The 18,377-nt window shown below is 67.7% G+C and carries 16 protein-coding genes; 2 read left to right on the top strand and 14 right to left on the bottom strand.

Annotated features, from left to right (window positions below):
* Window positions 1-61: 61 nt before the first annotated feature.
* Window positions 62-838: a GntR family transcriptional regulator gene (locus RS901_RS32420; protein WP_013952229.1), complete on the bottom strand. Its 777-nt coding sequence runs from the start codon at window positions 836-838 to the stop codon at window positions 62-64.
* 313 nt (window positions 839-1,151) lie between these two features.
* Between RS901_RS32420 and RS901_RS32425 the strand changes: the two genes are divergently transcribed.
* The gene (locus tag RS901_RS32425; RefSeq protein WP_316154764.1) at window positions 1,152-1,649 is read left to right on the top strand and encodes an acyl-CoA thioesterase; all 498 of its coding nucleotides are present in this window, start codon (window positions 1,152-1,154) and stop codon (window positions 1,647-1,649) included.
* 53 nt (window positions 1,650-1,702) lie between these two features.
* Here the strand turns inward: RS901_RS32425 and RS901_RS32430 are convergent, their stop codons facing one another.
* The 7 genes from RS901_RS32430 to RS901_RS32460 form a co-directional block, all read right to left on the bottom strand.
* Entirely contained in the window at window positions 1,703-3,121 is a 1,419-nt protein-coding gene (locus RS901_RS32430) for a sensor histidine kinase (protein WP_316154765.1), read from the bottom strand.
* A gap of 240 nt (window positions 3,122-3,361) precedes the next feature.
* Window positions 3,362-3,565: a CsbD family protein gene (locus RS901_RS32435; RefSeq protein WP_041228550.1), complete on the bottom strand. Its 204-nt coding sequence runs from the start codon at window positions 3,563-3,565 to the stop codon at window positions 3,362-3,364.
* 102 nt (window positions 3,566-3,667) lie between these two features.
* Window positions 3,668-4,249 (bottom strand): hypothetical protein, encoded by a 582-nt coding sequence (locus RS901_RS32440; RefSeq protein ID WP_316154766.1) that lies wholly within the window; start codon window positions 4,247-4,249, stop codon window positions 3,668-3,670.
* A gap of 312 nt (window positions 4,250-4,561) precedes the next feature.
* Window positions 4,562-7,684, bottom strand: a complete 3,123-nt coding sequence (locus tag RS901_RS32445) for a CusA/CzcA family heavy metal efflux RND transporter (RefSeq protein WP_316154767.1) — start codon at window positions 7,682-7,684, stop codon at window positions 4,562-4,564.
* A 13-nt stretch (window positions 7,685-7,697) separates the two neighbouring features.
* Entirely contained in the window at window positions 7,698-8,888 is a 1,191-nt protein-coding gene (locus RS901_RS32450) for an efflux RND transporter periplasmic adaptor subunit (RefSeq protein WP_316154768.1), read from the bottom strand.
* Window positions 8,889-8,942: 54 nt separating this feature from the next.
* The gene (locus RS901_RS32455) at window positions 8,943-10,325 is read right to left on the bottom strand and encodes a TolC family protein (protein WP_316154769.1); all 1,383 of its coding nucleotides are present in this window, start codon (window positions 10,323-10,325) and stop codon (window positions 8,943-8,945) included.
* Between the two features lie 362 nt (window positions 10,326-10,687).
* Window positions 10,688-11,845: an acyl-CoA dehydrogenase family protein gene (locus RS901_RS32460; RefSeq protein ID WP_316154770.1), complete on the bottom strand. Its 1,158-nt coding sequence runs from the start codon at window positions 11,843-11,845 to the stop codon at window positions 10,688-10,690.
* Window positions 11,846-12,078: 233 nt separating this feature from the next.
* On the opposite strand from RS901_RS32460, the gene RS901_RS32465 reads away from it, so the two are divergent.
* Window positions 12,079-12,327, top strand: a complete 249-nt coding sequence (locus tag RS901_RS32465) for a hypothetical protein (protein ID WP_316154771.1) — start codon at window positions 12,079-12,081, stop codon at window positions 12,325-12,327.
* A 10-nt stretch (window positions 12,328-12,337) separates the two neighbouring features.
* On the opposite strand, the gene RS901_RS32470 is transcribed toward RS901_RS32465, so the two are convergent.
* From RS901_RS32470 to RS901_RS32495, 6 genes are all read right to left on the bottom strand, one after another.
* Entirely contained in the window at window positions 12,338-13,198 is an 861-nt protein-coding gene (locus RS901_RS32470; RefSeq protein ID WP_316154772.1) for a LysR family transcriptional regulator, read from the bottom strand.
* A 234-nt stretch (window positions 13,199-13,432) separates the two neighbouring features.
* Window positions 13,433-13,795: a hypothetical protein gene (locus RS901_RS32475; protein ID WP_316154773.1), complete on the bottom strand. Its 363-nt coding sequence runs from the start codon at window positions 13,793-13,795 to the stop codon at window positions 13,433-13,435.
* A gap of 232 nt (window positions 13,796-14,027) precedes the next feature.
* Entirely contained in the window at window positions 14,028-14,852 is an 825-nt protein-coding gene (locus tag RS901_RS32480) for a class I SAM-dependent methyltransferase (RefSeq protein ID WP_316154774.1), read from the bottom strand.
* Window positions 14,853-14,993: 141 nt separating this feature from the next.
* On the bottom strand, window positions 14,994-15,842 hold the full coding sequence (locus RS901_RS32485) for an EamA family transporter (protein ID WP_316154775.1): 849 nt from the start codon (window positions 15,840-15,842) through the stop codon (window positions 14,994-14,996).
* A 77-nt stretch (window positions 15,843-15,919) separates the two neighbouring features.
* Window positions 15,920-17,251, bottom strand: a complete 1,332-nt coding sequence (locus RS901_RS32490) for a sorbosone dehydrogenase family protein (protein ID WP_316154776.1) — start codon at window positions 17,249-17,251, stop codon at window positions 15,920-15,922.
* A gap of 143 nt (window positions 17,252-17,394) precedes the next feature.
* Window positions 17,395-18,099, bottom strand: a complete 705-nt coding sequence (locus tag RS901_RS32495) for a glutathione S-transferase N-terminal domain-containing protein (RefSeq protein ID WP_316154777.1) — start codon at window positions 18,097-18,099, stop codon at window positions 17,395-17,397.
* Window positions 18,100-18,377 lie beyond the last annotated feature (278 nt).

An 18,377-nucleotide genomic window follows, 5' to 3' on the forward strand; every position in this document is an offset into this window, starting at 1 on the left:
CATGTCTCGGGTTCCGCTCAGGTTCTGGGTCAGCAGGTTGGCATTGGTTGCACTGGGGGCGTCAGGCCGGGCGCGGCCGCGCCGCCAGCAGGTCGAAATCCAGGCAGACAAACTCGGTCGGGAATTCGATGCGTGCGTAGTAGACGATCAGTTCGCCGCGCTCGCCCGGGACACAGGCAAAGCGGCGCAGCTCAGCCACCGGCGCGCCCACGGCAAGCGCCAGCGCGGCGGCGGATTCGGCCCCGGCCGCGACGATCGACAGGCGCTGGCGCGCGGTGCTGACCGACAGGCCGGGGAAGCGGTCCAGCACCGGCACCGAGGCGCCCTGGCGGAAGGCCTCGGGCTCGCGCGCAAAGACGCCGGCCTCGATATAGACCTCGCCCACCGCGAACGGCCGTCCTTCCAGCCGGTGCAGCCGGCGCAGGAAGTGGTAGTCGGCGGCGCGCTCACCGGGGCACGGCATACCGAGATCGGCGGGCAGCGGCACGTTGCCGGCCGACTCGACCATCGCTTCGGTGTCCAGCTGCGCGCCCACCGCCACCGCCTCGTCCCAGCTGGTCGACAGCGACACCTGCCGCCGCGCCTGGCACGGTGCCCTGACGAAAGTGCCGCGCCCGCGCGCGCGCTCCACCAGCCCCTCTTCATCGAGCATCGACAAGGCATGGTGCATGGTCATGCGCGCCACGCCGTACTGGCGGCACAGTTCCTCCAGGGAGGGAATGCGCTCGCCCTGGCGCCAGGCGCCGCTTTCGATCTGGCGGCGGAAGATGGTGGCCAGCTGCAGGTAGACCGGCTGGCGGCTGCGCGAGAGGAGTTCGCTGGAGGTGGTGTCTGCCATGCGGCAAGGGAGGTCGGGAAACGTCGGTACGGGCGATGCGGAGACCGCGCGCAGGCAGTCTGGTCGGACGACTATATAAAAGTCTATAAACCTAGACTACTCGGGTTAACGCCGATCCATGCCTCTCCGGTTTTGCCAGGCCCAGGCACGCATTCCGGGCTTTTATCGCCCGGGCGTCACGCGCCGGAACGTGCCGGAACCCCCACTTCAGCGCCCACCTTGCCATTGCCCAAGCGGACAGAATGCCACCATGCCCCAACCTTCCCGGGGGCAGGCGTGGCTGCCGCTTGCGGCCATCTCAAGGAGTCAATTTATGTTGATGCGAGACGTGATCCCCCAAATCCTGAACCGCGGCACGGCCCAACTGGCACCCGACGCGTTCGAGACGGCTTCGCACCAGACCTTCCACCATGCGATCGACATTTATCTCAAGGATTCCAATGCCTTTATGAATACCTACTTCGCCCGCTACTTCGAGTGGCAGGGCATTTGCCGGGAGCGGTGGTTCCATGAATGCATCCACGACAACCTGCTGGCCGCGGGCGGCGTCTTCGTGACCAAGCGCGCGCACCAGGAGTATGTCGAGGAGACGTTCCCGTTCCAGCGCGTGGATTGCTACCTGAACACCTTCCAGGTCCGGCAGTGCTCGGCCTACCTGCTGTTCCGCTTCTGCGTGGGGGGCAAGCCGGTGTCGCTGGGCTACCAGCAGATCGTCTTCGCCGACCGGCAAAAGCGCATCACGCGATTTCCGGCGGGCATCATCGAACGGGTCAGGGAATATGAACTGGCGCTGCCGGCACTGGCCAGCTGAGCCAGGCGCGGCTGACCCCGTGCGGGTCTGAATCCGGCACCGCCGGCCGTGGGTCAGCCGGCGGTGCTGGTGCGCAGCCGGCTGTCGGCCATGGCGGTGAAGCGCGGCAGCCTGAGGGTAAAGGTGGTATGCACGGCCGGCACCGACTCGCAGTCAATGCGCCCGCCGAAGGTCTCGATCACGCGCCGGCAGAAGGCCAGGCCGAGGCCGGCACCGGTGCCATGCGCCTTGGTGGAGAAGAACGGATCGAAGATGCGCGGCATGACGTCGGCCGGAATGCCCGGGCCGGTGTCGCGAAAGCGGACCACGTGGTACTGGCCCTCGGTCGCGCCGGTGATGTCGATGTGGCCGCCGCCGGCCGCCCTGATCGCATGCAGCGCGTTCTTCAGCAGATTGAACAGCACATAGACCAGCAGCGTGTCGGAGCCGACAAAGCGCCAGCCCTGGTCGATGCCGCGCACCTGCACGCAGCCGCGCTCCTCGCCCTGGAACGGGTAGCGCTCCAGCGCCGCATGCACGCAGTCGGCAATGCCGTGCGGCGCAAAGCTGCTGCGGTCCAGCCGCTCCAGCGTGACCGAGGCCAGCGCCATGTCGATCACGGTGCTGGTGCCATCGACTTCTCGCGTGATGGCGCCCACCAGGCTCGACACGCGCTCAAGCTGGCCGGGCCGCATGCGGTCCTCGCACAGCCCCTGCTGGACCGCCAGCTGGTAGCCGTGCAGCACCTGCGGCCAGGTGCGCGCCAGCTCCTGCGCCTGCATGCGGATGGTCGCCAGCGGCGTGCGCACCTCGTGCGCCACGGTGGCTGCCAGCGAATACGGATGCATCAGGTCGTAGCGCACCACGCTGACCGCCAGGATGCCCAGGCTTGCCGCCACGAACACCACGCCCGGCGGATAGAAGGCCACGCCGTAGTTGACGGCGTAGTCCACCGCCGCCAGCGAATAGAGCGCCACCGCCACCAGGCACAGCTTGTAGCGCTTGCGGCGTTCAGCCGTTGCATTGTGCCGCGCCGCCACCAGCAGCCAGGCGCTGCGCAGCGCCACCAGCACCGTCTGCACCAGGTGCAGCGGATGCAGCGGGCCGGCCTTGGGATAGTCGCCAAAGAAATAGCTGTAGTAGCCAGAGACCACCTGGTCGGTGGTCAGCAGCAGCACCGCCAGCACCAGGCTCAGGCCGTAGGAGGCCAGCAGCAACGGCCGTTCGCGGCGGCACTCGGTGACTTCGGCAATGAAGTGGTAGAACGTGGTCGGCAGGAACAGGATGAAGAGGTAGCCGAGCCGGGCCAGCATCAGCGCCACATCGGGATGCGAGGACTGGAACAGGAACACCCACGTGCCCTGCCAGGCGAAGGTGGTCACGCACAGCAGGAAGAACGAAGTGGAGACGCGCGTCACCCCCTTGGTCACCAGCACATAGAGGCCGTAACCGAGGAAGATCGACGAGACGAAGGCGGGCAAGGCTGCGTACATGCGGAGCGCGAAGGCAGGCCGGATGGATGGCGGGATCGGCGACGCGACATGTTATGCCCTGCGCGGGTGGCGCGTGCATCATTTGGTTGCATTCAGAGCTAATCCGCGCTTAATGCTGTGCGATTTACGCCGAAACACCCCTCGTTCCGGGGGTGCCCGAGGGGAATCGAGTACGCGCCACACAAGAAACAAGGCGGGGCGCCCGCTGGCGCCCCGCCTTGCCGTGCTGCCACGCCCTGCCTACCAGCGCGTGTCCCGTTCCCACGCCTTCATTTCTTCCTCGGCACGCTCCTTGGTGTAGCCATAGCGCTCCTGGATGCGGCCCGCAAGCTGGTCACGCTTGCCGTTGATCTGCGCGATGTCATCGTCGGTCAGCTTGCCCCACTTCTCCTTGACCTTGCCCTTCACTTGTTCCCACTTGCCTTCGATCTGGTCCCAGTTCATGTCATGCTCCTTCATCCGGTGGCAAGGGGGCGCCATCAGAGGCGTCCCCTTGCGTGTGGTGCGGTGCGTGGCCCGCCATTGCTGGCGGGATGCCGCGAAGGCTTACTTGCTGTACTTGGCCTTCACATCGGCCTGGCACTTGTCCTTGGCATCGCCCGACATTGCGTCGCAGCGTTCCTTGTCGGCCTTGTAGGCGGCGTCGGTGGCGTCCTTCTTCGCGTCGGCGCGGGCTTCCGCCACGTCGGCACGCGAACCCGTGGCCGCGGCCTTGTCGACCTTGGCAGCCATCAGTGCCTTTTCATGGGCGGCCTTGGCGTCCTTCTTGCAAACGTCCTTGTCGTTGCCCTTCTTGTCGTCGCACATTTCCTTGGCTACGTCATAGTCGCGGTCGGCCTTGACCTTCTCGGCCTTGGCCATCGACTTCTGCGTGCCGTCGCGGCGGGCTTCGGCCTGGGCCTTGGCCACGTCGCGGTCGCGCTTGGCCTCGGCCTTGCAAACGTCCTTGGCGTTGGCCTTCATGCCATCGCACTTGGTGGAGGCAGCCTTGTAGTCCGCGTCAGCCTGCTTCACCGCGGCGTCATAGTCTGCTTTGGACCCAGCAGCCGTCGTCTGTGCCAGGGCAAAACCTGCCGGGGCTGCAATCAGCATCGAACACACTGCTGCGGTCAGCCATTTCTTCATCATGTCGAGCTCCTTTCCGAAGAATTGCGTAACGGTACGCATGAGAGGCCGGCGGCTACGCTGGCCACGCCGTACGTTCAGAGTAGGCTCGGGGGAAAATGAGAAGCAGGCGTGGGGCTCCGAAAGGCGCGTCAGACTATTCCGACATTGCGATTCGGGCGAGGCACACGGCGGGCCATGCACCGGATTGCGGAGGGACTTGTGGAATGCGCCTTAAAAGAAAAAACGCCGCCCGGTGTGGGGGCGGCGTCATGCCTGGGGCCTGTCTGCAATGCCACACAGGGCCGCGAGGGACATGCCCCCGCGGCCCTGTCATCACCCCGCAATCGACGGCGTCAACCGGCTCTCGTCGGGCTTGTCGCCCTCTTCGTCCGGCCAGTTGCGGCCCACCATCCATTCATACAAGGTGGGCAACACGATCAGCGTCAGCATGGTGGCGGTGATCAGCCCGCCGATGATGACGATGGCCAGCGGGCGCTGCGTCTCCGAGCCGATGGCGCGCGAGATGGCCATCGGGAACAAACCCAGCATGGCCAGCAGCGCGGTCATCAGCACCGTGCGCAGCCGGTCCATCGAGCCGGTCAGCACGGCCTGGCGCACCGGCATGCCTTCGTCGCGCAGCTGGTTGAAGTAGGTCACCATCACCACGCCGTTGAGCACCGCCTGGCCGAACAGCGCGATAAAGCCGATCGCCGCCGACACCGACAGCGGAATGCCGGTCAGGAACAGCGCGAACACGCCGCCGATCAGCGCGAACGGGATGTTCGAGATGATCAGCGTGGCGCTCTTGAACGACTTGAACGCATTGAACAGCAGCAGGAAGATCACCAGCACCGACAGCGGCACCACGATCGAGAGCCGCGCCATGGCGCGCTCCTGGTTCTCGAACTCGCCAGACCAACTGATCTTGACGTCCTCGGCCTTGACGTTCTTGGCCACCAGCGCCTGCATGTCCTTCACCACGCTGCCCATGTCGCGGTCGTGGATAAAGATGCCGATCGAGGTGGTGCGCTGGCCGTTCTCGCGGCTGATGTTCATCGCGCCGGATGCCGCGCGGAAGGTCACCAGCTGCGACAGCGGCACCTGCGCACCGTCCGCGGTCTGCATGAAGATACTGGGCAGGTTCGGCAGCGCGCGCTCCGACGGCTTCAGGCGCACGGCCACGCTGAAGTGCTTCTCGCCCTCCCACAGCTCGGTCGCGGCCTTGCCGGCCAGCGCGGTTTCCATCAGGTCCTGCACGTCGGCCACGTTGATGCCGTAGCGCGCGGCCTGGGCGCGGTCGAACTCCAGCACGTACTGCGGCAGCTCGCCGTCGCGGTCGATAAAGGCCCGCATCACGCCCTTGACCGACTGCACGTTGGCCAGGATCTGGTCGGCCACCTGCTTGTTGTGCTCAAGGCTGTCGCTCTGGACCTTGATCACGATCTGGCCCTTGATCTGCGAGATGCTCTCCAGGATGTTGTCACGCACCGGCTGCGAGAAATTGGGCTCGATGCCGGGGAGCTGGCGCAGGTTCTTGTCGATCTCGCCGATGATGCCGCGCTTGTTGAAGCCGTCGCGCCACTGCTTCTCGGGCTTGAGGTCGACCAGGATCTCGACGGTGTTGATCAGCTTGGGATCGGTGCCGTCGTCGGGGCGGCCCACCTTGGAGATGGTGGTGTTGACCTCCGGGGTCTTGCGGATCACGCTGCGCAGCAGCTGCGCCTGGTCGCGCGCTTCATCGATCGAGACCGAAGCGGGCAGGTCGAAGCTGACCCACATCGAGCCTTCGTCCAGTTCGGGCAGGAACTCGCTGCCAAGGAACTTGCCCACGCCCACGGTCACCACCAGCAGGCCCACCGCCGCGCCCACCACCAGTTTCTTGTGGTCCAGCGCCCAGGCCAGCATCGGCTCATAGAGCCGCTTGCAGTGGCGCACGATGAAGTTGTCATCATGCGCGATGTTCTTGGTGAGCAGCAGGTGGCACAGCAGCGGCACCAGTGTCAGCGAGAGGATCAGGGAACCGATCAGCGCGCCCGTCACCGTGTAGGCCATCGGCGCGAAGATCTTGCCCTCGTGCCGCTGCAGCGTGAAGATCGGGATATGCGCCGCAATGATGATGACCATCGAGAACACGGTCGGACGGCCCACTTCCGTGGTGGCCTGCAGGATGGCGAGGAGGCGCGCCTTGCTGTCCTTGATCTGCTGCTCCTTCAGCTCGCCCAGCCGCTTGAAGATGTTCTCGACCACGATCACCGCGCCGTCGACGATGATACCGAAGTCCATCGCGCCAAGAGACAGCAGGTTGGCCGGAATGCCCACCCAGGTCAGGCCGATGAAGGTCGACAGCAGCGCCAGCGGGATGATCAGCGCCACGATTGCCGCGGCACGCACGTTGGCCAGGAACAGGTACAGCACCGCCATCACCAGCAGCGCCCCTTCCACCAGGTTGCCGAACACGGTGTGCAGGGTCTTGTCGATCAGCGTGGAGCGGTCGTAGTACGGCACGATCTTCACGCCCTTGGGCAGGATCTGGTCGTCCAGCAGGTCGATCCTCTTCTTCAGCGCCTCCAGCACCAGCGACGGGTTCTCGCCCTTGCGCATCACCACGATGCCCGAGACGATGTCGTCCTCGTTGTCCTGGCCCATCAGGCCTTGCGGCGGCGCGCTGCCGACCCTCACGTCGGCGATGTCCTTGACCAGGATGGGGGTGCCCTGGTTCTCGGCCACCACCACGTTGGCGATATCGGCCGAGGTGCGGAAGCTGCCCAGCGAGCGCAGCAGGAACTGCTGCCGTCCGTGCGCCACGGCGCCGCCGCCGGCGTTGGCGTTGGCGCGCTGCAGCGCGGTGAACAGCTGCGACAGCGAGATCTTGGCATCGCGCATGCGCGCCAGGTTGGGATTGACCTCGTACTGCTTGATGGTGCCGCCGATGGTGACCAGGTCGGCCACGCCCGGCACCTGGCGCAGGTTCTTCTCCACCACCCAGTCCTGCAGCGTGCGCAGCTCTTGCGCGGTATAGCCCTTGCCGGTCAGGCGGAAGCGGTAGATCTCGCCGATCGCGGTGGACAGCGGCGCCAGGTCCGGATGCACGCCGTCGGGCAGGTCCACGCTGCGCAGGCGCTCCAGGATTTGCTGGCGCGCGGTCACGTCGGTGGCCTTGTCATTGAAGGTCACCATCATGAACGACAGGCCGAACTGCGTATGCGAGAACACCCGCACCGCGTTGGGCGTGCCGGCCAGCGCGGTTTCGATGGGGATGGTGACCTGGCGCTCCACCTCTTCGGCGGCGCGGCCCGGGTATAGCGTGATGACGTTGACCTGGATGTCGGAGACATCCGGGAAGGCTTCGATCGGCAGGTTCTTGAACGCGGCCAGGCCGCCCCCGACGAAGATAAGCAGGCCCAGCCAGACAAAGAGCTTCTGGTGCAGGGCAAAGCTGACGATGCGTGAAATCATGTGGCGGCCGTCCTCACTTCTTCTCGGACGCACGCGCCGCGTTCACGGCCGTGGCATCGCGCAGGATGTCCTGCAGGTAGAGGTTGCCATCGGTGATCACGGTCTCGCCGTCCTTCACGCCTTCAAGCAGCTCGGTGGTGCCGGGCAGCGTCACGCCCACGCGCACCAGGCGGCGCTCAAAGGTATTGGCGGCGGTGCGCACGAACACATAGTTGCGGTTGTCGGCCAGGAACACGGCCTTGGACGGCACGGCGATGCCCTTGAACGATGCGGCCGGCAGCTTCGCGGTGACGAACATTTCCGCCTTCAGGCGGCGCTCCGGGTTGGGCACCATCAGCCGCACCTTGATGCTGCGCGCGGTGGGATCGACATAGTCGGCGATCTTGATCACGGTGCCGGAGAAGGTCTCGCCGGGCCAGGCAGCGGTGGTGAGCTGCACGTCCACGCCCGGCTTGAACAGGCTCAGGTCAGCCTCGCCCGCGTCGACCTGCGCCCACAGCGTGGTCGGATCGGTCACCAGGAACAGCGGCGCGGCGGGCGGCTGGTCAGGGCGCAGCTCCATGCCGAGGTTGATGTTGCGCTCGACCACCAGGCCGTCGATCGGGCTGCGCAGGGGAAAGCGCTGGTTAACGGCGCCCGCTCCGCCTGCGGCCGCGCCGTACTGGCCCAGCGCCGCCTGGGTGCGCTGCAGGTCCGCCGCCGTACGCGCGGCGTCGGCCTGCGCCTGTTCCAGCTCCTTCTGCGCGATGATGCCGGCGCCGTACAGCTCGCGCTGCCGTGCCAGCGCCTTGGCCGCGACCGCGCTCTCGGCGGCGGCCTTGCGCGCATCGGCCTGGGCCACGCCGAAATCGGGCGAGGTCAGGCTGGCCAGCGGCTGGCCCGCTTTCACGGTGGCGCCGGGCTGCACCAGGATCTCGGTGACGCGGCCGGCAAACGGCGTCGACACGCGCACGGTCTTGTCCTCGTTCCACACAAGCCGGCCGGGCAGGCTCAGCATGCGCTCGCCGCCGGTCTTGGCGGCTTCGCCGGCGATGCCCGGCAGCGTCTTTACGCTGGCCGGGAACTGGATGGTATTGCCGCTGACCTTGGGATCGTCATTGGCCTTGGGCGCTTCAGACTTGCCGCAGGCGGCCAGCGCCAGCGCGCACAGGGACAGGGCAGCAACCCGTGCGGGCAGGCCGGCGGGGAAATGGACAGAAGACATGCGGCGGGACATGCGTGACAGGAGAGAGTGCATTGGATTCGCTGGAACTGCGGTTCAGGGACGCGAGGTCGTCGCAGTGCCGGTCGTGGAGGTCTGCAGCGCGGCGCGGTAGGCCGACAGGGCCTTGGCGTAATCGCCCTGGGCGCTGACGGCGTCGAGCCGGGTCTGGCGCAGCGCGCGGCGGGCATCGAGCAGGTCGAGCACGCCGGTGGCGCCCTTGCCGTAGGCAAACTCGGCGCTGCCGGCCACGCTTTCGGCAGCGGGCAGGACGTCGTCGCGCATCTGCCGCAGTGACTGGCGCGAGGCTTCGAGCTGGCTGCGCAGCCGTTCCATCTCATTGCCGGCTTCAAGCAGCACGCGGTTGCGCTCGTCCAGCGCGGCGTAGTAGTCCACCTCGGCGCGGCGGGCCTCGCCGCCGTTGCGGTGGCGCACGTACAGCGGGATCGTCAGGAACACGCCGTAGCTGTTGCCGCTGCCATTGGTATTGGTGGCCGAGACCGGATAGTGCTCAGCCTGCGCGCCCACGGTCACGTCAGGCACGCGGCCGGCGCGCGCCAGGTCGCGGGTGGCGGCGGCCGCGGCCAGGCGGGCCTCGGCCGCGGTCACGTCGGGGCGGCGCTGCAGCGTGTCGGGGTCGACCTGCGGCACGGGGGTATCCAGCGGCGGCCAGTCCGGCACCAGCCGGTTGTCGGCGAGCGTGCCGGGCACGCCCATGGCCTGCGCCAGCTGGGCCTTGTCGCGGTTGTGGTCGGCCATGGCCTGGCGCATGTCGTTCTGCGCGCGCAGCGCGTCGAGCTGCAGCTTGGTCACATCGGCACGCGAGACGTCGCCGGCCTTGAGGCGGGTCTCGCTGGCCTGGCGGGTGCGGTCGTACAGGCCCAGCATCTCCCTGAGCACGCCCACGCGCTCCTGGCTGACCACCGCCTCATAGAAGGCCTGCTCCGCCCCGGCGCTCTGCTGCACCACCACCGCCTGCACCACTTCGCCGGCGGCCGCGCTGGCCTTGCGCGCGGCGTCCACGCGCAGGCCGCCCTTGTTGGCGGTCTCGATCAGCTGGTCCACGCGCAGGGTGGAGTCCACGGTCTTGCTGCGCAGGTTGCCCGAGCCGATGCCGGCATGCGGGTTGATGTTGGCCACGCCCAGGCTCAGCACCGGGTTGGGCCGCTGCGAAGCGATCTGTATGTCCGCCTGGCTGGCTTCGACGCCGCGGCGGGCGGCGATGATGTCGCGATTGCAGCGAAGTGCGTCCAGGCGCACCTGCGCCAGGGTCAGCGTCGCGCCCGCCGGCGGCGGCACGCAAGGACCGGCAGCATCTGCGGAATCAGCGGAAGGAAGCGGATCGGCCGGGCGTTCGGCGGCAAGGAGTGCCGCGGGCCGGGCCAGAACCCCCAGTACCAGCAGGGCACCCACGGCAATACGGGAAAAGACAAAAGGCACGGTCAGTCAGGCTCAGTTCGACAACGGTCTGCGGTAAACGACCGTGCCCGCCGAACGGTGCACCGGGGCGGCAAATATTCATCCGACCCCGATCCCGCCAGTGCGGCCGCGAAGCGTGGCTGTCTTGGTGCGCCCTCGCCTGCTGTCCTGATGCATCAAACGCCACCCGGACACGATCTCCCGCACGCATTCAAACCGAATCGCATTACAAACAGCTTTCATTGGGCTGACAAAAGCCTTTAACTACGCGAAAACCCTAGCCAACCGGAAAAAACCACCACCGGTGCGGGCCGTTGCCGGCCATGCCGTCGGAAATTGCGGCGGACCTGATCCCTTCGTCCGCCCGCCTGATCCGTTTCTCCTTACCCCTTCACGCGGTCATCCAGCCCCAGGCTGCGGCCGATGATCTCCTTCATGATCTCGCTGCTGCCGGCGTAGATGCGCGAGATGCGCGCGTCGGTGTACATGCGGCAGATGCGGTATTCCTCCATATAGCCGGCGCCGCCGTGCAGCTGCACGCCCTCGTCGACCATGCGCCCCTGCAGTTCCGACGTAAGCAGCTTGGCCGACGCCGCGGTCTCCACGGTCAGCGTGCCGGCGTTGTGCTGCAGCACGCACTGGTCGACAAAGGTCTGCAGCGCATCCAGCTGCGCACGCAGCTCGGCCAGCTTGAAGCGCGAGTTCTGGAACGTGCCGATCGCGCGGCCGAAGGCCTTGCGCTCCTTGACGTAGTCCAGCGTGAGGTCGAACGCCACCTGCGCCGACGCCATGTAGCCGCAGGCGCCAATCAGCCGCTCTTCGGCCAGGTGGCGCGTCAGGTAGCGGAAGCCCTGGCCGGGCTCGCCCAGCACGTTGGCCTTGGGCACCTTGACGTTGTCGAAGAACAGTTCGGACGTATCCTGCGAGTGCAGGCCCATCTTGCGCAGCTTGCGTCCGCGCTCGAAGCCGGGCATGCCGCGCTCGACGATAAAGAGTCCAAGGCCGTGGCTGCGCTCCGCATCGGTGCGCGCGACCACCACCACATAGTCGGCCAGCTGGCCGTTCGAGATATAGGTCTTGGCGCCATTCAGCACCCAGTGGTCGCCATGGTCCTCGGCACGCGTGCGCATGCCGGCCAGGTCGGAGCCCGCCTGCGGCTCGGTCATGGCGATGGCAAAGATCGACTCGCCGCGCGCGGCCGCCGGCAGCAGGCGCTGGCGTTGTTCCTCATTGCCGATGCGGCCGATATATGGCGCCACCAGCCGCGAGTGCAGCGTGCCGAAAAAGCCTGTGTCGCCGTGGCGCGCGTTTTCCTCGATCAGGATCTGCTCATAGCGGAAGTCCTCCACGCCGGCGCCGCCGTATTTCTCATCGGCCCACATCAGCAGGTAGCCCTGCTCGCCGGCCTTGCGGAACACCTCGCGGTCGACGCAGCCCTGTTCGCGCCAGCGCTCCCCGTGCGGCCCCACCTCGCGCTGGTAGAAGCGGCGGGCGGATTCGCAGAAGGCGTCGTGTTCGGCTTCGAAGATCAGGCGTTGCATGGCGGGGTCTCCTGGTGTTTTTGAGAGTGACCGGCTGAGTGTCTGCCGTGCAGCGGCTATGAGACTCGTCGGAAAGGATGATTTTTCCTGCCGCAGCCGAACGGACAGGTTTGAAGGAGAAGCCGGCTTGAATGCAATTTTATTGATATGAAGTGGAAATAACTTTCATTTACCCGCCGTAACGGTTTGCGCCAATACTGGAATCACAGATACCTATTCGATGGAGCGGGAACATGGAAGCCGTCCTCTGGATTGCCCTGGCACTGGCACTGGTGGCACTGGGAGGCGCCGTCACCTGGCTGATCGGGACGCGGGTGCCCGAGCCGGTATTCGCACGCGCGCAACTGCACGGCCGCTTTGCCGGGCTGGAACCCCGCCCGCCGCGCGGCGGCGGACGCGGCCGCCGGGTGCGGCGCGTGCGGCAATGGCGCCTGGTGGCCGTGCCCGGCCCGATGGGCCAACTGGTGCCGGTCCGGATCTGACCGCTTTGCGCTACTGCGGGAAATCCCAGCGCTGCGACCAGTCGGATTCTTCGCGCACAATGTCGCGCAGGATGCGCACGGCATCCTGCGACGCGCCTGCGGGAGTCCTGGCGCAGACGAGGAATACCGGATATGAGAACTCTGAGGCGCCTTCCACGCGCGCCAACACCCCGCTGTCCAGGTAGCTCTGCACCACGCGTGTCCGGAAATAGCCGCTGCCGCCGAACTGCAGGATGTACTGCAGCGCCAGCGGCCCCAGGTTGAAGTACAGCGAGGCGCGCGCATGCTCCGGCAGCGCGCTGTCATGCTGGCGGCGGAATTCCGGCCCCCAGTCGACATAGACATAGCCGCCATCGCGCTGCGTCGAGCGGATCAGGATCAGCTTCTCTTCCATCAGCGCCTCGACATGCATGCCGGGCGCGTACTCCGGCTGGTAGACCAGCGCCGCGTCCAGCGTGCCCGACTGCAGCTTGCGCTGCAGTTCCGCCCCTTCCCCCACTTCCGCCCGCACCGCCTGCGCCGGCATCAGCTGGCGCAGGCGCGTGGTCCACAGCAGCACCAGCGGATTGCCCAGGCTGATTTCCGTGCCGAAACGAAACAGGCTGGCCAGCCCGGCCGGCAACGGCAGTTCGCGGCATGCCGCCTCCCAGGTCTGCACCAGCTGGCTGGCGTAGCCGAGAAAGCGCTGGCCATCGGGCGTCAGTCGTGCGCCCGCCTTGTTGCGATCGAACAGGCGGCAGTTGAGCTGCGATTCCAGGCTCTTGATGCGCGCGGTCACGGCGGTCTGCGTGACATGCAGCCTGTCGGCCGCGGCCAGCAGGCTGCCGGTGCGAACGACTTGCAGGAAGGTGCGGGCGAGTTCGATGTCCATGGGGCGGGGGATTAACCGGTGTGACGAATTGTAGGCAATTGAGGGCGAATATTCCGCAATTGCCGTCACATGGATGACCGCCGACGGTACTGCAACTATGCTGTCCTGCCCGGATGGAATGGGAAAGCACCGACTTCATGTCGGCAGGGCGGGGCGAACAGGAACAGATCAGGCGCTAAAGACCCACACGGCGCCGCTTGCTTCGCCGCCCTGCTCCCGGGGGGCCCCGCCGGGTCAGCGCGCCGGCTGCGGCCGCACCGCCGCTGGCATGGCAACCGGCACTGCGCCTGCCGCCGGCGTGCTGCTCGCCTCGCGCGGCGGCCTCAGCGGCGCGAGGCCTTCCGGCTCCCGCAATGCCAACCCATTGTCATAGCCGGTGGCAACGGCCTCCAGGTATCCGGGCGCAAACTTCTGTTCCGGCATCACGGCCTGCACGGCCGGCGCTGCAGCCTGCGGCGCCTCGGACTGGGCGCAGGCGACGCTGTTGATGCATAAGCCTAGCACGCGCAGCAGCGCCATGGCCTGGCGCGAGCGGTGCAGGATTGCGGGCGGGCGCGGCGCGGCCTGCCCTGTCTGGCATTGGGATCGGGTGTTCATCGGGGTTCTCCGGGAAGCCATTGCTGGCTGGTGGCACAACGAGCCGCGGCGCCGCGCTCGCTGTCCATAGCGCAATGACCGTGCCACCGCCGCAAGGCTGGTTGCGGCGTGGATTACGGCACTTTCCGGGGATCGGGTGGTGGGGCCAGGCCGACGCTGGCGGCAGGGATGTCGGTCGATCTCCAACACTCCCGGCGGCGTCCGCGCCGCGACGGGTGCGTGGGTGCCGCCCTCAGGGCTTGACCGCCGCCGCCAGCACCGCCGGCATCGGCACCTCGAAGCCGCTGCCGCGCATATAGGCGGCGACGGTGCCGCGCAGCACGGCGCGGATCTCATCGCGGGCCCTGGGGGTCTGCGCGCGCAGCGTGGCGGCGGCGCGCACGGTGCCCTGGGCCAGCGCATCGAACAGTTGATCGGGCGTGGAGAAGCGCCATACCTGCGGCACGCTGCGGCAGGTGGGCGAGACAAAGCCGGCCTGCTGCAACGCGGTGCGGCAATGGCCCGGATCGCTGAACAGGAAGAAGTTCGGCCCCACGGGGAGATCGACCTCCATCGAGCCGCAGGCGCGGATCGCGGCATAGACCGCGCCGAAGCCGACCGCGCGCTCGGGCGTGTCCCACACTGTGAAGGCGATGCGCCCGCCCGGGCGCAGCACGCGGAAGGCTTCGGCCAGCGCGGCGTCGGGGTCGGACAGGTGGCACATGCCGAAACCATTGACCACGACATCGAAGCTGGCATCGCTGAACGGCAGCGCCTGCGCATCGGCCTGCTCGTAGTGGACATCCGGATGAAGCTTGCGCGCCAGCTGCACCTGCGCCAGCGAGAAATCGATGCCGACGGATTCGGCGCCGCGCCGCACCGCCCCCGCCGCGACATGGCCGGAGCCGGTGGCCACATCCAGCACGCGCAGCCCGCTGGCCACATGGGCGTCATCCAGCAGGGACTCGACCGATTGCCGGGTCACGTGCGACAGATGCTCCTGGTACTGGCTGACGACCTCGGGATCTTCCCAGCCAGCCAGCTCAAAGGCCCGAAACGAATCTGCGGTGTGGTTCATGCCCTCTCCTCGGCGTCGATGCCAGGCTGCCGGTCTGCGCGGACGCAGTGCCCCTCCGCCGTCTGACCCCGGTAAAACCAAGTATAGACAGCGCCGGCTGCGCGCAGCGGCCGGGCGCCCAGGCGGGCACCCGGATTGCCCTCAGGCAAAGCGCAGCGTGGCCACGCCGGCGGCGATCAGGCAGGCCGCGCCCAGGCGGGCGGCGCCCACGCGCTCCTTGAGCAGCAGTCCGGAGATCAGCGCGCCGAACAGGATCGAGGACTCGCGCAGGGCCGCCACCGGGGCCACCGGCGCGCGTGTCATCGCCCACAGCGACAGCCCGTAGGACGCCAGCGTGCCGCCGCCGCCCACCAGTGCCAGCGACAGATTGCGCCGCACGTAGCCCGCCAGTGCCGGCCGGCGCGCCACCAGCGCCCACGCCGCCAGCGGCACCGCGGTCAGCACGAAGATCCAGAACGCATACGCTACCGGGGCGCCGGAGCGGCGCACGCCGGTGCCGTCGATCAGCGTATAGGCGGCGATCACCAGCGCGTTCAGCAGGGCCAGCCACATGCCCTCACGGCTGCCAGCGGCAGCGCGGGCACCGTGACCGCCGCCCGCCATGGCCAGGATGCCCAGGCTGACCACGGCGATGCCGCTCCACGCCAGCGCCGACAGGTGCTCGCCCAGCCAGCCCACGCTGGCCACCGCCACCAGCAGCGGCGCGGTGCCGCGCATCAGGGGGTAGGTCTGGCTCATGTCAGCGGTGTGGTAGATGCGTGCCACCAGCGCGAAATACACCACGTGCACGCCCACTGACGCGGCGATGAACGGCCAGCTCGCCGGCGCCGGCTGCGGCAACGCCGGCAGCGCCACGGTGGCCATCAGGCCGGCGCTCACCGCCACCATCACCGTCGACAGCATCTTGTCGCCGCCACCCTTGACCACCGCGTTCCAGGCGGCATGCAGGAACGCGGCGAGCAGGACGACAGCGAATACAGTGAGAGACATGGGCGGCAGCGGGCTCGGCGTGGGGGGACGCCGTCATTCTAGCGGCGCAGTGCCGCCGCTGCCGCGCCATGGTCCGCCTACTTCGCGCCGCTGACCCGCCACACCGTATTGCCGACGTCGTCGGCCACCAGCAGTCCGCCGCGCGGGTCGATCGCCACCCCCACCGGCCGCCCGCGCGCGTTGCCGTCCTCATCGAGAAAGCCGGTCAGCACGTCGAACGGCGCGCCGTTGGGGCGGCCCTTGCTGAACGGCACGAAGATCACCTTGTAGCCCGCCAGCGGCCTGCGGTTCCACGAACCGTGCTGGCCGACGAACATGCCTTCGCTGAAGCGCGCCGGCAAGCTGTTGCCGCCGGCGGCGGCCAGCCCGAGCGATGCGGTGTGTGCCCCCACGGCATAGTCCGGCACGATGGCCCTGGCCACCAGGTCCGGCGCCGGCGGCTTCACGCGTGCGTCGACATGCTGGCCATAGTAACTGTAGGGCCAGCCATAGAAGCCGCCGTCGCGCACCGAGGTGATGTAGTCCGGCACCAGGTCGCTGCCGATCTCGTCGCGCTCGTTGACGGCAGTCCAGAGCATGCCGGTGACCGGCTCCCACGCCATGCCGTTGGGATTGCGCAGGCCGCTGGCAAAGATCCGGTGCGTGCCGGCCTTCGGGTCGACCTCCCAGATGGCGGCGCGGCCGACCTCCTTGTCCATGCCGTGCTCGCCCACGTTGCTGTTGGAGCCCACTGTCACGTACAGCTTGCTGCCATCGCGGCTGGCGATCAGGCTCTTGGTCCAGTGATGGTTGAGCGGCCCGCCGGGCAGGTCCACCACCTTCTGCGGCGCGGCAGTGATCTGGGTCTGTCCGGGCTGGTACGGGAAGCGCAGCACCGCGTCGGTGGCGGCCACGTAGAAGTCGTTGCCGACCAGGGCCATGCCGAACGGCGAGTTCAGGTCCTTCAGGAACACCGAGCGCTGGTCGGCCACGCCGTCGCCGTTGGTGTCGCGCAGCAGCGTGATGCGGTTGGCGCTGGGGGTGCCGGCGCCGGCGCGCTTCATCAGCTTCTTCATGATCCAGCCGCGGATGCCCTTGCCGTCATCGGGCTTGGGCGGGGCATTGCTCTCGGCCACCAGCACGTCGCCGTTGGGCAGCACGTAGACCCAGCGCGGATGGTCCAGCTTGTCGGCGAAGGCCGTCACCGCCATGCCTGCGGCCGGCACCGGGCGCTGGCCCGCTGCCCAGCCGATGGCCGGCGCGATCTTGACGGTGGGGATCGCGGTCTGGTTGGGTGGCGGCAGTTGCGGCATGGGGCCGAAGCCCGCTTCGGAAGGCAGCTTGGCCGATTCGCCGCAGGCGGCGAGCGCAGCGGTGGCGCCCGCCAGCAGGACGACACGCAACAGGGAGAGGGTGGTGGGCATCGGCATGGTCCGGGCTCCTCAGGCAACGCGGGGGGGCGCGCCTGTCCCTGGACTATAGGATGCGGGCCACCCGCCCCTCGGTAGGCGCCGCCGAAGCCACCGCGTAGAACGATGCGCACGGCCGCGACGCGCGCACGCCGCGAACTGCCTCAGCCGCGGTGCGGCGTATCGAGCCCCTTCACCACCGCCGGGCGCTTGACGAACGCCTCCAGCACGCGCCTGACATGCGGGAAGTCCTGGATGCCGACCAGTTCGCCCGCTTCATAGAAGCCAAGCAGGTTGCGCACCCACGGGAAGGTGGCGATGTCGGCGATGGTGTATGCGTCGCCCATGATCCAGTCGCGTCCTTCCAGCTGCTGGTTCAGCACATTCAGCAAGCGCCGGCTTTCGGCCACGTAGCGGTTGCGCGGCCGCTTGTCTTCGTACTCTTTGCCGGCGAATTTGTGGAAAAAGCCCACCTGCCCGAACATCGGCCCGATGCCCCCCATCTGGAACATCACCCACTGGATGGTTTCGTAGCGGCGCGCGGGGTCGGCCGGGATCAGCTGGCCCGACTTGTCGGCCAGATAGAGCAGGATCGCGCCCGATTCGAACAGCGCCAGCGGCTTGCCGCCCGGGCCGTTGGGATCGAGGATGGCGGGAATCTTGTTGTTCGGACTCAGCGACAGGAACTCCGGCGACATCTGGTCGTTGGCGTCGAAGCGCACCAGGTGCGGTTCATACGGCAGGCCGGTCTCCTCCAGCATGATCGACACCTTGACCCCGTTGGGCGTGGGCAGGGAGTACAGCTGGATGCGGTCGGGATGCTGCGCCGGCCATTTGCGGGTGATGGGGAAAGCGGACAGATCGGGCACACTGGCTCCTGGTTCAGGCGCTTGCGCACTGCGCAAAGAAGGCGCCGGACAACGGAAAAGCCCGATCATAAACCGCCCCTGCCATGCGTGCAGCGCAGGGCCTCGGGCGGTCTCGGCCGGCTGCACCGCGCGATGCAGGGCCGCGCGCAAGCACCGCGAGTACCTGATGCGCAAGCTCGACCTGCACAACACGGCCGAAGTGGTGGCATACGCCGCGCGCCACGGCGTTCCGCTGGACTGAACCATCCGCCTGCGCCACGGCGTGTCGCAGAAGGCAA

The sequence above is a fragment of the Cupriavidus sp. BIC8F genome (assembly GCF_032465815.1).
Taxonomy (GTDB): Bacteria; Pseudomonadota; Gammaproteobacteria; order Burkholderiales; family Burkholderiaceae; genus Cupriavidus; species Cupriavidus necator.